Origin of the sequence: Microcoleus sp. LAD1_D5 (genome assembly GCF_036702115.1) — a bacterium.
Classification (GTDB): Bacteria; Cyanobacteriota; Cyanobacteriia; order Cyanobacteriales; family Microcoleaceae; genus Microcoleus.
In genome coordinates this window covers 5,956-20,393 of the sequence record NZ_JAUBSA010000021.1, presented here as the reverse complement: position 1 = coordinate 20,393, position 14,438 = coordinate 5,956, and the positions used below count along the sequence as shown (strand labels likewise).

Here is a 14,438-nt window from a genome sequence, read left to right as displayed (position 1 = left end):
CAAAAATCACCATGCAAACCCTAAATTTTCCCGCTAACCCAACTACCGCAACCGAACCAGTAATTTCAGTCCAAAACCTCAACCATTACTTCGGTCAAGGCTCTCTCAAAAAACAAGCCTTATTTGACATAAATCTCGACATCAACCCCGGAGAAATAGTCATTATGACGGGGCCCTCTGGTTCCGGCAAAACAACTTTATTGACAATGTTAGGCGGGCTGCGTTCGGCTCAAGAAGGCAGTCTCAAAATTCTTGGGCAAGAAATACACGGAGCTAGCAAAACTCAGTTAACTAAACTCAGAAAGCAAATTGGCTATATTTTTCAAGCACATAACTTGATGACATTCTTGACAGCCAAGCAAAACGTGCGAATGTCTTTGGAACTGCACACAGAAATGCTAAATCAGAATATGGATGCTTTGTCAATAGCTATGTTAGAAGCAGTGGGTTTGGGAGAGCGGGCTAATTATTACCCCGAAAATTTGTCGGGAGGGCAAAAACAAAGAGTTGCGATCGCCCGGGCGTTAGTCAGCCGCCCTAAAATAGTATTGGCAGACGAACCAACCGCCGCTTTGGACAAAAAATCCGGGCGAGATGTCGTAGAAATTATGCAAAAACTAGCAAAAGAACAGGGTTGCACGATTTTGCTAGTCACGCACGACAACCGCATTCTCGATATTGCCGATCGAATTATCTACATGGAAGACGGTCGTTTGGCAACAAATCCGCGTCTGGTAATTAGTGATTAGTCACTTTATTTGCTGGGCCCACAGCCTCGATCGCATCCTCCAGGGCGATCGATACATGAGTCCAATTAGTCCCCCCCTGACAAAAAGCCACGTAAGGCGGACGCAGAGGCCCGTCAGCGGAAAACTCCGACGTACTCCCATCAATAAAAGTACCCCCAGCCATCACTAACTGACTTTCATACCCGTGCATCGGAGCCGGCACCGGATCTAAATAGGAACCGACGGGGGAATTTTGCTGAACAGCCCGACAAAAAGCAACTAACTTATCAGCAGAACCGAATTCGATCGCCTGAATCACATCTCGTCTTCTAGCCAAAGGCATAGGATTCACTCGATAACCCAACTTATAAAAAACATAAGCCGTCAAATGATTGCCCTTCATCGCCTCGCCCACACAACCCGGAGCCATAAACAAACCCTGAAACAGCAACCGATTCAAATCAAAAGTTGCGCCGCCGCTGCTGCCAATTCCTGGCGCCGTCAAGCGACAAGTTGCCGCCTCCACCAAATCCGCCCTGCCGGCGACGTAGCCTCCAGCAGGGACGATCGTACCCCCCGGATTTTTGATTAGAGAACCAGCCATCAGATCTGCACCGACAGCAGTAGGTTCGCAATCCTCGACAAACTCCCCGTAACAATTATCAACAAAGCAAATTGTGTTAGGATTCTGATGTTTAACTATGGCGACGATTTTTTCAATCTCAGAAATAGACAAACTCGACCGCCAAGAATAGCCGCAAGAGCGCTGGATAAAAACCAGGCGAGTCTTTGCTGAAATAGTAGAGCTTAATGCCGCCCAATCCAAACTTCCTTCGCGAGTTAGAGGCAACTCACGGTAACTAATGCCAAACTCAATGAGTGAACCTTGACCTTGCCCCCGCAAGCCGATCACTTCTTCTAAAGTATCGTAGGGAGAACCAGCCACTGCCAACATTTCGTCACCAGGACGCAGGATGCCAAAAAGAGCACAGGCGATCGCGTGAGTACCCGAAACAAACTGTACCCGGACAGCCGCGGCCTCTGCCCCTACCACTTCGGCAAATAACCCGTCCAAAGTTTCTCGACCCAAATCATCGTGGCCGTAACCCGTAACCCCTGCAAAATGGTGGACTCCAACCCGGTGGCTGCGAAAAGCTTTTAACACTCGTTGAAGATTTTGCTTGACTGTAGTGTCAATACCAGAAAAAATCTGAAAGAGTGCCTGTTCTGCTTCCTGTAGCCGTGAAACGCTATTCATCTATACCTCGCTCACCCTTTGCGTGCGCGCTGTTCATTATGGCGTAGATGCGGCCCCTAGTTTGTAAACATAATATATTCATGACGATTGCAACTTCCAAAAAAACTTCTCCTGATTGGCCTGTCGTAGGCTTTATGGCCTTTCTGCACATCGGTGCTTTATTTGCTTTGCTGCCGAGTAATTTTAGCTGGTCTGCTGTCGGGCTAGCAGTCTTCCTGCATTGGGTAACAGGTGGTTTAGGAATTACTCTCGGATATCACCGCCTCGTCACCCACCGCAGTTTTCAAACACCGAAATGGCTAGAGTATTTTCTAGTTATTTGCGGTACCCTTTCCTGTGAAGGTGGCCCGATCGACTGGGTAGGAATGCACCGGTTACACCACATACATTCCGACACCGAAACAGATCCCCACGATTCCAATAAAGGCTTCTGGTGGAGCCACATGGGCTGGATGCTCTCGGATCTCCCGATCAGAGTTGAAATCCCCCGCTTTACTAAAGACATCGGTGACGACCCAGTATACAAGTTTCTCCAGGCATATTTTATCCCCATCCAAGTTGTCTTCGGTGTGTTGCTTTATTTATTAGGCGGCTGGTCTTTTGTGGTTTGGGGCGTGTTTATGCGGATCGTGGTGGTGTTCCACTGCACTTGGCTGGTTAACAGCGCTACCCACAAATTTGGCTACCGCACCTACGAGTCGGGCGATGGATCGACGAACTGCTGGTGGGTTGCCCTGCTCACCTACGGCGAAGGCTGGCACAACAACCACCACGCCTTTCAATACTCGGCTCGCCACGGTCTCCAATGGTGGGAAATCGACTTCACCTGGATGACAATTCAACTGCTGCAAGCACTGGGTTTGGCAACCAAAGTGAAATTAGCAGAAAAATAGCTGGGCAATTAGTCCTTGGTTGTCGGTCATCAGTTCTGGACTAATGGCTCTTGACCAATGCCTAATCCTGTTTTTGCGGTCAGGTTTTGGTTGGGTTGAAGTAAGTTCGCATCCTCGGGTGCGATCGACCCAACCAAAACCAGAATCAGTTATAATATAATTGGGAACAAAAAATTTTGTTTGGCAGCCAAATTTTTTATTTTCAAAATACAACCGTAAATCTTTTTCAATCCTAATCCCCAATCTATCATTGATTCTTTATTAGTTTGGGCAAGAGTGCAGGAAAAAAGTTCACTGCTCAATCCCAACTATTATGCGTGAATCTAGCTCGGCATCTCATCAGAAATCAAAAAGAGAATGACAATTGCAACGCAAGAAAAACTCCAATACAATTGGAAGCACGTTATTAGTTTAGCAGGACTTCATATCGGCGCTTTGTTCGCACTGCTACCCAGTAACTTCAATTGGACAGCAGTTGGTTTAACAGTATTCATGCACTGGATAACCGGCGGTTTGGGAATAACTCTGGGATGGCATCGTATGCTCACCCACCGCAGTTTTCAGACACCAAAATTCGTAGAATACTTTCTAGCATTTTGCGGAGCCCTTGCCTGTCAAGGAGGAATAATTGATTGGGTTGGGCTGCACCGATTGCACCACACCAACTCTGACCAAAATGCGCTCGACCCTCACAATGCCCAAAAGGGTTTTTGGTGGAGTCACATCGGCTGGATGCTATATAAAGGTCCAGCTCACGCTGAAATTTCTCGCTGCACAAAAGACATTTCGAGCGACCCCTTTTACCAGTTTTTGCAAAACTACTTTCTCCCCATTCAAATCGCATTTGGCGTGTTGCTTTACTTAGCAGCAGGCTGGCCGTTTGTAGTTTGGGTAATTTTTGTCCGCTTAGTTGCGGTATATCACTGCACTTGGTTTGTTAACAGCGCCACTCACAAATTTGGCTACCGCACTTACGAAACCGAAGATAGTTCTACTAACTGTTGGTGGGTTGCGGTTTTGACTTACGGCGAAGGCTGGCACAACAACCACCACGCTTTTCAATACTCTGCGCGTCACGGTATGAAATGGTGGGAAATTGACTTCACTTGGATGACAATTCAAGTTTTGGAAGCACTAGGTTTGGCTACTAAGGTGAAATTACCAGCAGCAAAATAGCAGCCATTGAGTCCTAGACGCAGAACCTCTGTAGGGTGTCAACTGCGTACCTTACCGCTTCAGAAACCCGGTTTTTCAAAGAAACCGGGTTTTTGGGTGACTAATAACCAATGACTAATGACTAATGACTAATAACCAATGACTAATGACTAATGAGCCCGTTTTTGCTCGCCCCGGCCGCGCAAATATTCCGCTAAAAACGCCAATCCTCCCGAACCTACTATCAACAGCACGCTCAGAGCATTAATATCAGGTTTTACCCCAGTCCGAATCCGGCTAAAAATTTCCATCGGCAGAGTTGTAGTCCCGCTACCTGCGGTAAAACTCGCAATCAAAAAATCGTCCATGCTGAGGACAAAAGACAGCAGACAACCTGAAACAATTCCGGGTATTAATTGAGGGAGCAAAACCTGAATAAAAGCTTCAACAGGCGTTGCACCCAAATCCAAGGCAGCCTCTTCTAAATACGGGTTTAAATCTGCCAATCTAGTAGAAACAGCTAGAGCGATGTAAGCCAGACAAAACACAATGTGAGCGGCGACAATTGTCCACAAACTCAGAGGAATAGCTAGCGCCGCTAAAAATACCAGAGTAGCAACCGCGGTCGCAATATCTGGAATAATAATCGGCAAGTAGGAAACTCCCTGATATAAATTCTTGCCAGGAAAGCGGTAGCGGGCTAAACCAACGGCCATCAAAGTGCCGAGTACAGCCGAGATTGCAACTGCACAAACAGCCACTGTTAAACTGTTTCTTAGGGCAATTAAAATTCGCGTATCGCTAAATAATTTAACGTACCAATCTAAAGTAAATCCTTCCCAGCCGGCGCTAAAACGCGATTTGTTAAAGCTGTAAAATGTGAGTACCAGGATGGGCAGGTACATATAAAAAAACATCAACACGGCAAATATTACCTGCCAAGAAACCTTAAATTTAGGTTTTAAGTACATATCGGCTTGTATTTCCTCCTGTGGATTTTCTGCGGTCTTTTCCATTTCTCGGTAATTGGTAATTGGTAATTAGTAATTGGTTATTGGTTATTGGAACAGTCAACAGTCAACAGTCAACAGTCAACTAACTTAGATTGCATTACGATCGCCATATTTGAGCAAAAGGGCAATTCCGATACTCACTGCAAAGATTAATACCATACTCAGAGCCGAACCCAGCCCCCAATTTTGAGTCGCACCCAAAAACTGATTGTAAATCAAACGAGCCGCCGTCATACTCGAAGCTCCACCGAGCAACTCCGGATCGACAAAATCGCCCAAACTGCTAATAAATACCAGCAAAGAGCCCGCAGCAATTCCCGGCATCGTCTGAGGTACTGTCACTTTCCAGAAAGTTTCCACTGGATTCGCGCCCAAATCCTGAGATGCTTCTAGCAACCTGCGGTCTAACTTTTCCAAAGAAGCGTAGAGAATGGTCACGATATAAGGCAAATAACTGTAAGCCATACCGATGAGAACTGCGGAACTTTGATTGAGCAATTCCAGAGGAGGAATGCCTACAAGTGCCAGCAGCGAGTTGAGAACCCCCGTAGGACGCAGAATTGTAATCCAAGCATACGATCGCAACAGCGAAGAAGTCCACAGCGGCAACACAAAGCCTAACAAAGTTAAATTCCGCCACTTTTTCGAGACATTGAGGGCGATCCAGTAAGCGACGGGAAATCCCAGCAGCAAACACAGAATAGTAGTCCCCGTTGCGAAAAAGAGCGATCGACCAATCACCTGCAAATTCAGTGGCTCAAACACTCGCAGGTAGTTGCCGATTCCCGAAGGATTCACCAAATCTCCCGGTTTAATATTCGGCACCAAACTAAGCTGAAAAATCACCAGAGTTGGTATTACTAATAATAAAAGCAGCAACAAGCCAGAAGGGCCGAGCAATGTTAGTGGCCCCGCCCAAGCAGACCACGGGGAAACCGTTTCAGCCTTCAAAGAAGAATGGGGAGGAATAGGAGGGGGAGTTCTAGTTGAAACAGCCATAGATCAATTTTTTTGAGTTTTTAACCGCTGATGAACGCGGATTAACGCGGATATAATACGGATAGAGTGGGCGATCTGCTGTGCGGGGGCGAGTATTGTGTAAATATTGGGTTATAATTAGAGATTGCCTGTAAAACCCGCCCTCGGTTTGATGATTAGCCGCTGGTTAATTGAGTCCAATAGCGATCGTACACGTCTATAAATTTTCCTACCGGAGCAACACCTTCGCAATTTTTCAAAGTAGCCTCAGAAGGGAAAAGAATTTCATTTTCGCGGACTTCCGGCGTCAGCAAACTAAAAGCATCTTCCGAAGGAGTTGAGAAACTGAGCCGTTCTACTAAAGAAGCAGCGACATCCGCTTGCAGCATAAAGTTAATCCACTTATAAGCTGCTTCGGGATTGGGAGCACCTTTAGGAATTACTAAAGTGTCAGTCCACAGAGAAGAACCGCTTTTTGGCACAACATAGCGCAATTTGTCATTATCTGGAATTACCTCATTAGCATCAGAAGAATAACACATAGCTACCTTCAAATCCCCCGTCAGCATTTGCGGCCGCCAAGCATCAGTGGTAAAAGATGCGATCGCCGGTTTTAACTCCACCAACTTTTCGTAAGCTTGTTTCACTTGCTCTTGGTTCGTAGAATTGAGAGAATAGCCCAACATCCGCAGCGCAGCACCCATCACTTCTCGAACATCATTTGCCAGCGTCATTCGCTTTGCTAACTCCTGTTTATGCTGCCACAAATAGTCCCAATCTTCTGGCTCTTCTTTGAGTTGTTCGCTGTTGTAAATTAAGCCTGTGGTTCCCCAACTCACAGGCACGCTGTAGCGGTTTCCTGGGTCATAAACAGGGTTTTGGAACTGTTTTTTGAGCCGATCGAGTCCGCCCAAAATCGAGTGGTCTAATGGGCTCAACAGCCCCAGTTCCGTCATCTGAATCACCATGTAGTCAGACGGGTAAATGATGCTGTAGGCCCGGCCACCGCCAGCTTGAACTCTAGCCAGCATCGCCTCATTGGAGTCAAATACATCTGCAACCACGCGAATGCCGGTTTTTTCGGCAAAGCGATCGAGCAAAGCGTTATCGGTATAGCCTGCCCAAGTATAGATGAAAAGTTGGTCGGCATTACCTTTGACGGGAGGAGCAGATTGTACGTCTGCAAGTCGCCAGCCACAACTCGAAACAGCTAAACCGGAAATTGTCGCCGCCGAATTTTTTAGGAACTGACGGCGTGTAGAATTAGCCGGAAAAATCCTGGAAATTGGTAAGTTAGTCGGAGGCACAGTTCGATTTTAGATTTTAGATTTTAGATTTTAGATTTTAGATTGGGGAATTGGGGATTGGGAAATTCGATTTTAGAGTTGAGAATTTGTAATAAGGAATAATGGGTAATGGGGAAATTCTCCCATTCTCCCCCTCTTCCTTCTTCCTTCTTCTTGACATCCGTTACATCCGTTACAGAATCCTTTGCCGAACTTCCTTCTTCCTTCGTTTCCCAATTATGCTCGATCGCCCAAAGCGAGACAATCAGTAGTTCCCCAGTAAGCGTAAATCGGCGTGTGCGGGTCTGGCAAAGAGCCGCCGGTATTTGGCTGGCGCACCGTAATTTTATCGCCCGACGCCAACTCAACGACATAATGAACGTGCGTGCCCATGTACATAGTATTTTTGAGCCGCCCTTCAAAACAGTTGACCGACACTTCCGGCTGGTAGAGATTCAAATATACTTTTTCCGGCCGGACGCTGACCACCACAGAGTCGCCGGTGACACCACTCCACATATCCGACTGCTGAACGACTATTTTCAGATTGGCTGAGGTGCGAACTGTGAGAGTCGATCGGTCGATCGACTCCACCGTACCAGAAAACAAATTCGTATCGCCAATAAAATCGGCCACAAAAGCCGTCTGCGGGCACTCATAAATTTCTTCAGGAGAGCCAATTTGCTCAATCCTCCCCTCGTGCATCACCGCAATCCGGTCAGACAGACTCATCGCCTCTTCTTGGTCATGAGTCACCATCACAAAAGTCAAACCCAATTCTTGATGCAAATTCGACAGTTCCAACTGCATCTGCTTCCGCAACTTCAAATCCAGAGCACCCAGAGGTTCGTCCAGCAGCAAAACCGCCGGTCGATTTACTAGAGCTCTCGCCAAAGCCACCCGCTGCTGCTGGCCGCCCGACATTTGACCGGGAAACCTGTTGGCGAAAGATTCCATTTTCACCAATTGCAAAACTTCCCGTACCCGTTCTTCAATTTCCGCTTTCCCCAGCTTTTTGATCCGCAATCCAAAAGCGATATTGTCCCAGACATTCATGTGTCCGAACAAAGCATAGCTTTGAAACACAGTATTTACCGGACGGCGGTAAGCTGGAGTGTTGGTCATCGACTGGCCACGAATCATCAATTCACCCGCCGAGGGAGTCTCGAACCCAGCGATTAAGCGCAGCGTCGTAGTCTTGCCGCAGCCACTGGGCCCGAGGATGCTAAAAAATTCTCCTTGGCGGATGTTGAGGTCAACTCCGCGGACTGCGGTTTCGCCGTTAAATACCTTAAAGACCTTGCGGAGTTCAACGTCAAGCGCTGTATCCGTTGCTGTCGTACCTTGGTTGAGTGCTGTCTGAAACATATTCGCCCTTTCCTGGGGGTAATGCACGCCACTTAAATACAGTTTAAGTTTAGACTTTTCTGTATTTTAGGTGAGGAATGTTGGATGTAACAGGTTTTGGGATTTGTTCTTTAAATTCTATCCCAGAGCGCACCATTGTCAGCAACAGGCTTTCCGGCCTGTTCTACAAGAAAATTCACTCTTTGTGGAACAGGCATCTTGCGTCAGCAACAGGCTTTCCGGCCTGTTCCACAAGAAAATTCACTCTTTGTGGAACAGGCATCTTGCGTCAGCAACAGGCTTTCCGGCCTGTTCCACAAGAAAATTCACTCTTTGTGGAACAGGCCGGAAAGCCTGTTCATAAAAGGCTTATTGAGAATGGTGCAACATCTCAGATAGATCGGCCATCTATTGATTCTCAGGACTTGGCGTAGGAGAGGGTTTTTGCGGTTTCTCTGTTTTGGGTGCTTCTGCTTTTTTCCACTCTGACAAAGGTCGCTGGACGGCATTTTTAAAGTCAAAAGGCACTAGCAGCACGGGCAAATTTTGGGCGGAATTTTGAGGGGGCGCTTCCGGCGGATTGGCTTGAGCGTACAAGAAGCGGCCGCTAAAGTCTGTTTTGCCTAAAACTAGGCGGTGAGTTTCCTGGTTGTCCAGTTTTACTGTGACTGTAGCTTGGGGTTGGTCTAGACCGAATTCTGGCAGTTGAGCAGCAGTAATATTAATCGTGCGATCGCTCTTTCCTGTTGCTAGCCTGTCTAATAAAAAATCCACCGATGCCTGACTCGCGTGTGCTTGCAGTGGCAATTTCATTTCCCAGCTAGACTTGCCTCCTTTTGTAGCATAAACTCTTTCAAAAGTCAAGATTTTTTCGGGAGTTTTAACTGTAAAGAATTGTATGCGATCGGAGTTAAAAGCAAAAATTTTCTGTTTTTCTTCCTTAGCGGCTTCTTGTTTCGGAGACACTTGCATCTCGAACAAAGCAACCAGCCCAGTCATGCTCAACGCGACGGCTATCAATACTAATGTATTTTTCTGCAATTTCATAGTAACAGCGAATTGGGCATTGGGCATTGGGCATTGGGCATTGGGCATTGTTGACTGTTGACTGTTGACTGTTGATTAATGTTATTGGTTATTTGTTATTAGCCACAGCAAAGGATTAACAAATGACAACTGACAACAGTCAACAGTCAACAATCAATAGTCAACTAACTTATCTTCTCTTCCACCAGATAGCGCCACCAATTCCCAGTCCGAGTAAAGGCCAAATTAGCCAAGCTAAAACCAGCAATCCTACTTGAATGGCCGTCATGTTAATGCGGCGGTTGGTAGCTTTTTTCGGACTAATAGAAAAGCTTTGCTGGTCTGGTTTACTCAACCAACTGACTGAATTGAGAAACACGTCGCTATTGAGTTGTTGGTCAAACCAACCGTTAGTCACAAATTGAGATGTGCCAATTACTACCATTCGCGATGTTTTTCCAGAAGCTGAAGGCACAGAAGGAGTTGCGGTTGGACTGGGAGATGCTGTGGGAGATGCTGTTGGCGAAGTTGTCGGTGTTGGCGAAGTCGTCGGTAATCCTGGAGGCGTTGCTTCTTGCGAGACAATCACCGAATAGCTGATTGGGGAAGCTGTTGGCGAAGTTGTCGGTGATGGGGAATCTGTCGGCGATGGGGAATCTGTCGGCGATGGTGAATCGGTCGGCGATGGGGAAGTTGTCGGTGATGGTGAATCTGTCGGTGATGGGGAAGTTGTCGGTGATGGTGAATCTGTCGGTGATGGGGAAGTTGTCGGTGATGGTGAAGTTGTCGGTGATGGTGAATCTGTCGGTGATGGTGAATCTGTCGGTGATGGTGAATCTGTCGGCGATGCTTGGGGTGAAGGCGAGGGCGAAGTTGGTGTTGGTGAAGGTGAGGGCTTTAAGGGAGTGCTGTCAGTGGACGATCGAACTAAAGCTACACCTAATAATAGCGGGCCTTGTCGATCGGTCTTCTGATCAAACTCCAATTTCTTAGTCGTCAAATCGCTTTCCGCCCAACTTTCCTGACTTGTCCAAATCAGCGGTTTTTCCTCTATCCCTTGTACTGGCGAGGTTTCCAAAGCACGCGCAAATGGATAAAATGAAATACCGTTGCCAAAACTTTGAGTAATCGGATGTTCGCCGTAGCGCCTGACGGTGGGAACCGTGGGGCCCAGGCCAAATCTTTGACCAGTACCCGAAGCATCGATGGCCAAACGGGTGTCTAGTTTGACCCCCCATTCTTGCAGAAGTTTGTCCAATCCCGTATCAATTGCCGGGTCTACCATTAACAATAAACTGCCGCCGCGATCGAGATAAGCTCTTAGTGCTTTAATTTCTGTATCGGAAAACGGTTTGTCCTGGCCGGGAATGATTAAAGCATCTGCATCTTCTGGCACTTCTTTGCGTTCGGTCAAATTCAGCGTTTGGGCGTTGTAGTATTTATCTTTCAGAGCTTTTTCAGCTTGCTGAATTCCGCCTTGACCTTCCTGTAGCGGGCGGGCTCCTTTGCCTTGCAAAAAGTAAACTGTAGCAACGCGAGTGCTCAGGATTTCTTCTAAGCCATTTGTAAGTTTGATCTCTGAAAGACCTTGATTTGGGTCGCTACCAAAAGCAGTGCCACCTTTTTGCAGAGCTTGTTTTTTGTCACCGGATTGCAGGTAAACTTCTCCGATGCTGGTAATGCTAAATTCCCGCGCTTTTCCCGGTTGGGTCTGCGGGTCAACAAACTCGAATTGGAATTTTTCGCCTCCCTCGCGTTTGTAGCTTTGCAGCAATTCTTTAATTTGGGGGTTTTGGATGGGGTCAAATACCCAAACTTTGACTGTTTGTTGCAGGTTTCGCAGTATTTGTTGAGTCTGCGGGGCAAGGGTAAATTGTTGGCTTTCGGTTAAGTCGATGCGGACGGGATAGCGAACTGCTATGAAGTTAATTACTCCGAGAATCACAAAGACGGCGAGGGTGGCAATCAGGGCGTTGGTGCTGGCTTGAGTGGAACGCTGCCCCCAAAAGCTTTGTTCGTAACTCAAATATAGCAGCCAAAGGGCGATCGTCACTGCTCCGGCAATAACTAAACCGACTGTCAGGGGGTCCCATACTCCAGATACAAGTGCTGCTGTTACCCCCGCTGCGATGAGGAGGGGACCCAGCAAAAAAACGTATTTCCAATTTGTTTTGCTAATTTTCATAAGGTAAATATTGCGTGACAAAATTCCGGGTCGAGGATGTTATTCTATATCGCATTAGCCTGCAACCATGCTGTTAAATCTGACGGCTTGTTGAAATCGATCACGGCATCTCCTAGTTCTTCTAATTCCTGTATACCTAATTGACGGATGCAGTTTTCGGTTTCTGGTTGTATTGTGCCTAAGCGCTTCACTAGCTGACGCAATATTAACGATAGTTGAGCGGCTTTTATCACCTGCTCTCTTGCTACATCTATGGCAATCTGCTGGTCTTGAATCCACAGTTCTTGCTTCTCCAATTCATTTAATTCTTGCTGCGTGAAGTTGTCCTCGTTGGCAATTCTCAAAGCTTTCTGAAGTTCGGCAACTGTACTCAGTCTTTCTGGTACTGTCTCCAGAGTGCTGGTGTTTTTGAGAAAGTAAATCCATTGGTCGGCGGTTGTTTCTAATTCTGCTAATTCCTTGCTAAATTTTGGCAGTTCGATAAATACTAATTCTATTTCAGTATCGGGACACTCAAACTGTTGCTCTTTTTCTTGGAAAACAAACCGCGACATAAATTCCGGCTGATTTTCAAACATTTCAAAGTCGGCAATTTTCAAAGAAATTACTGTTTTTAGTCTTTCGTAGCGTTCTTTTCCTGTTAATTGCTGGCTGTAGCTTTTGGCAGCGTTGTACAAAACTCTGTTCCCGAAGGAAGGCACGTTGATCAGTTGAATTTCAACTAGGGCGATTCTGCCGCCGTTAATTGTGGCTTTGACATCTAGGTGTGTGTCTTGGGTTGCGAGAGTTTGAGGTTCTGGTTGGGAGTCGATTATTTCTAAGTCTTCGATGACCGGCTGTGCTTCATAAAGGATGGCGTTTAAAAAATTAATCAGGATGTCTTTGCTGTCGCTGGAACCGAATATTTTTTTGAACGCAAAGTCGATTTTGGGATTGATAAATCTCATTGTTTGAGGTGTTTTGTAGAATGATTCGCAGGGAAAAAATAACCTTCCCTTTGCTTTTTACTTGTCTTTACTTCGGCAAAAATAACCTTCTCTATCTCTGTCTTCCCTAATGTTTTTAAGAACGCTGATATCGCAAGGCATCGATGGATTGGGCGGTCAGAAATACTCCTAAAATGATGTAACTGGCAAACATAATTAAACTGCTGGTATCGAAAACTCCCTTGACAAGATTGGTGTAATTTGTTAGGAGCGACAAATGTCCTAATGCCGTTCCAAAGGGGCCACCGATACTGACGGCGACTGCATCGATCACCCAGAGAAATAATACTAGAGCGAAGGTGAGGATGGCTGATAAAATTGTGCTGTCGGTGAGGGACGAAATAAACATTCCGAGCGACAATACTCCTGCTGCTAGTAAGATTAAGCCGCCGTGTCCTAGCAGAAGAACTCCGGGGGGTACGGGTGGGGTTGAGGAACTGAGGGCGATCGCCTCGCAGAACAGCAGGGGCAGCAACATTGTGGTATAAAATGTTAAAACACCGAGGAGTTTGCCCGTAGCAACGGCCCAGTTTGTTAAGGGCGATGTGGCTAATAGTTCTAAGGTTCCACGTTTGCGTTCTTCTGCGTAAAGTCCCATTGAGAGTGCGGGTAGTACGAACAAGGAAAGGGAACCCATTATTCGCAGGAAGAGTTGCAGGAATTCGTAGGCTACGTCGATGGGAGGTTCGGTAATTCCCATTTGGTCTCGCTGACCAATTTGGGGAATTAACCCGTCGGGGGCGAGGAGGATGGCTATCAAAAAGTAGCCGGTGATTAGCCAAAAGACTGCTGCTATGGCATAGGCTAATGGTGAGGCAAAATAGCTTTGTAGTTCTTTGCGGTAAATTGCGACAATATTACTAATCATTACTAACCTTGGGAATGGGGAATAGGGAATGGTGTCAACTTAAGCCTGAAAGCCTTTGTATCTCTCGTTTATAGCCGAGTCTAGATCCCCCTAAATCCCCCTTAAGAAGGGGGACTTTGAGTTGTTCCAGTTCCCCCCTTCTTAAGGGGGGCTAGGGGGGATCGGGGCTTAATCGTCAAACAGCAGTCTGTGACTACGTTTGACCTTAAGTTGATACCAATGGGGAAGGGGGAATGGGTAATTGGTAATTGGTTCATTCTGAGTCGCCTGCGGGTGGTGTTTCGCGGTCGTCGCTATCCTGTGGCTTTCTTTCTATTTGTCGCTTTTTGGTAAGAGGTGGCTGTTCTGGTCGAGAATCGCTAGTCGGTTGTGGCTTTTTTTTAAGTGGCCGATTTTTGACCACTGGTGGGGATTCTGGTTGAGAAGGTTGGCTCGACTTTGGTGTTTCTGAAACTTCGAGATTTTCGACAATCGGTTCTGGCTGAGAAAGCTCGATCGACTTTGGTGAATCTAAAATCGCTTCGGGTTCTGGTGCAGAATACTCGATCAACTCTGGTGTTTCTACAATGAGCAAGTTTTCGACAACCGGTTCTGGCTGAGAAAGCTCGATCGACTTTGGTGTATCGAAAATCGGTTCGGGTTCTGGTTGAGAACGTTCGATCGACTTTGGTGAATCTAAAATCGCTTCGGGTTCTGGTGCAGAATACTCGATCAA

Annotated in this window: 13 protein-coding genes and 1 pseudogene; 4 read left to right on the top strand and 10 right to left on the bottom strand. The window is 46.7% G+C overall.

Going from position 1 to position 14,438, the window contains the following annotated elements; genetic code table 11:
* Nucleotides 1–11: 11 nt before the first annotated feature.
* Nucleotides 12–749, top strand: coding sequence for a DevA family ABC transporter ATP-binding protein (locus QUA70_RS11495; protein ID WP_333347040.1), 738 nt, complete (start codon nt 12–14; stop codon nt 747–749).
* Here the strand turns inward: QUA70_RS11495 and QUA70_RS11490 are convergent.
* Nucleotides 739–1,986 carry an aminotransferase class I/II-fold pyridoxal phosphate-dependent enzyme gene (locus tag QUA70_RS11490; RefSeq protein ID WP_333347037.1) on the bottom strand — a complete coding sequence of 416 codons (1,248 nt, stop codon included), beginning with the start codon at nt 1,984–1,986 and terminating at the stop codon, nt 739–741. The genes QUA70_RS11495 and QUA70_RS11490 overlap by 11 nt on opposite strands.
* Nucleotides 1,987–2,066: 80 nt before the next feature.
* Between QUA70_RS11490 and QUA70_RS11485 the strand changes: the two genes are divergently transcribed.
* A complete protein-coding gene (locus tag QUA70_RS11485) occupies nt 2,067–2,879 on the top strand; it encodes an acyl-CoA desaturase (RefSeq protein WP_333325639.1) in 813 nt (270 codons plus the stop codon).
* A 357-nt stretch (nt 2,880–3,236) separates the two neighbouring features.
* Nucleotides 3,237–4,055 (top strand): fatty acid desaturase, encoded by an 819-nt coding sequence (locus QUA70_RS11480; RefSeq protein WP_333347034.1) that lies wholly within the window; start codon nt 3,237–3,239, stop codon nt 4,053–4,055.
* A 149-nt stretch (nt 4,056–4,204) separates the two neighbouring features.
* Here QUA70_RS11480 and QUA70_RS11475 read toward each other — a convergent pair whose 3' ends face one another.
* From QUA70_RS11475 to QUA70_RS11460, 4 genes are all read right to left on the bottom strand, one after another.
* Nucleotides 4,205–5,050: an ABC transporter permease gene (locus tag QUA70_RS11475; RefSeq protein WP_333347031.1), complete on the bottom strand. Its 846-nt coding sequence runs from the start codon at nt 5,048–5,050 to the stop codon at nt 4,205–4,207.
* An 84-nt stretch (nt 5,051–5,134) separates the two neighbouring features.
* Nucleotides 5,135–6,046, bottom strand: coding sequence for an ABC transporter permease (locus tag QUA70_RS11470; protein ID WP_333347029.1), 912 nt, complete (start codon nt 6,044–6,046; stop codon nt 5,135–5,137).
* 155 nt (nt 6,047–6,201) lie between these two features.
* Nucleotides 6,202–7,332, bottom strand: coding sequence for a spermidine/putrescine ABC transporter substrate-binding protein (locus tag QUA70_RS11465; RefSeq protein ID WP_333325651.1), 1,131 nt, complete (start codon nt 7,330–7,332; stop codon nt 6,202–6,204).
* Between the two features lie 216 nt (nt 7,333–7,548).
* Nucleotides 7,549–8,679 carry an ABC transporter ATP-binding protein gene (locus QUA70_RS11460; protein ID WP_333347026.1) on the bottom strand — a complete coding sequence of 377 codons (1,131 nt, stop codon included), beginning with the start codon at nt 8,677–8,679 and terminating at the stop codon, nt 7,549–7,551.
* Between the two features lie 77 nt (nt 8,680–8,756).
* Between QUA70_RS11460 and QUA70_RS11455 the strand changes: the two genes are divergently transcribed.
* Complete coding sequence (locus QUA70_RS11455; RefSeq protein ID WP_333410418.1) at nt 8,757–9,092, top strand: hypothetical protein; 336 nt, start codon at nt 8,757–8,759, stop codon at nt 9,090–9,092.
* Here the strand turns inward: QUA70_RS11455 and QUA70_RS11450 are convergent.
* From QUA70_RS11450 to QUA70_RS11430, 5 genes and pseudogenes are all read right to left on the bottom strand, one after another.
* Nucleotides 9,067–9,732, bottom strand: a complete 666-nt coding sequence (locus tag QUA70_RS11450) for a DUF4340 domain-containing protein (protein WP_333347023.1) — start codon at nt 9,730–9,732, stop codon at nt 9,067–9,069. The genes QUA70_RS11455 and QUA70_RS11450 overlap by 26 nt on opposite strands.
* A 142-nt stretch (nt 9,733–9,874) precedes the next feature.
* A complete protein-coding gene (locus tag QUA70_RS11445) occupies nt 9,875–11,869 on the bottom strand; it encodes a Gldg family protein (RefSeq protein WP_333325662.1) in 1,995 nt (664 codons plus the stop codon).
* Nucleotides 11,870–11,913: 44 nt separating this feature from the next.
* Complete coding sequence (locus QUA70_RS11440) at nt 11,914–12,816, bottom strand: Rpn family recombination-promoting nuclease/putative transposase (RefSeq protein ID WP_333325665.1); 903 nt, start codon at nt 12,814–12,816, stop codon at nt 11,914–11,916.
* Between the two features lie 115 nt (nt 12,817–12,931).
* Nucleotides 12,932–13,723: an ABC transporter permease gene (locus QUA70_RS11435; RefSeq protein WP_333325668.1), complete on the bottom strand. Its 792-nt coding sequence runs from the start codon at nt 13,721–13,723 to the stop codon at nt 12,932–12,934.
* 253 nt (nt 13,724–13,976) lie between these two features.
* Nucleotides 13,977–14,438: pseudogene (locus tag QUA70_RS11430) on the bottom strand (ATP-binding cassette domain-containing protein); the annotation flags it as partial.

What these genes read in the sequence shown, in the direction of transcription:
- QUA70_RS11485 (WP_333325639.1), top strand. Translation starts at nt 2,067, where the DNA reads ATGACGATTGCAACTTCCAAAAAAACTTCTCCTGATTGGCCTGTCGTA.
- QUA70_RS11475 (WP_333347031.1), bottom strand. Translation starts at nt 5,050, where the DNA reads ATGGAAAAGACCGCAGAAAATCCACAGGAGGAAATACAAGCCGATATG.
- QUA70_RS11495 (WP_333347040.1), top strand. Translation starts at nt 12, where the DNA reads ATGCAAACCCTAAATTTTCCCGCTAACCCAACTACCGCAACCGAACCA.
- QUA70_RS11460 (WP_333347026.1), bottom strand. Translation starts at nt 8,679, where the DNA reads ATGTTTCAGACAGCACTCAACCAAGGTACGACAGCAACGGATACAGCG.
- QUA70_RS11445 (WP_333325662.1), bottom strand. Translation starts at nt 11,869, where the DNA reads ATGAAAATTAGCAAAACAAATTGGAAATACGTTTTTTTGCTGGGTCCC.
- QUA70_RS11490 (WP_333347037.1), bottom strand. Translation starts at nt 1,986, where the DNA reads ATGAATAGCGTTTCACGGCTACAGGAAGCAGAACAGGCACTCTTTCAG.
- QUA70_RS11455 (WP_333410418.1), top strand. Translation starts at nt 8,757, where the DNA reads ATGTTGGATGTAACAGGTTTTGGGATTTGTTCTTTAAATTCTATCCCA.
- QUA70_RS11450 (WP_333347023.1), bottom strand. Translation starts at nt 9,732, where the DNA reads ATGCCCAATGCCCAATTCGCTGTTACTATGAAATTGCAGAAAAATACA.
- QUA70_RS11480 (WP_333347034.1), top strand. Translation starts at nt 3,237, where the DNA reads ATGACAATTGCAACGCAAGAAAAACTCCAATACAATTGGAAGCACGTT.
- QUA70_RS11440 (WP_333325665.1), bottom strand. Translation starts at nt 12,816, where the DNA reads ATGAGATTTATCAATCCCAAAATCGACTTTGCGTTCAAAAAAATATTC.
- QUA70_RS11470 (WP_333347029.1), bottom strand. Translation starts at nt 6,046, where the DNA reads ATGGCTGTTTCAACTAGAACTCCCCCTCCTATTCCTCCCCATTCTTCT.
- QUA70_RS11435 (WP_333325668.1), bottom strand. Translation starts at nt 13,723, where the DNA reads ATGATTAGTAATATTGTCGCAATTTACCGCAAAGAACTACAAAGCTAT.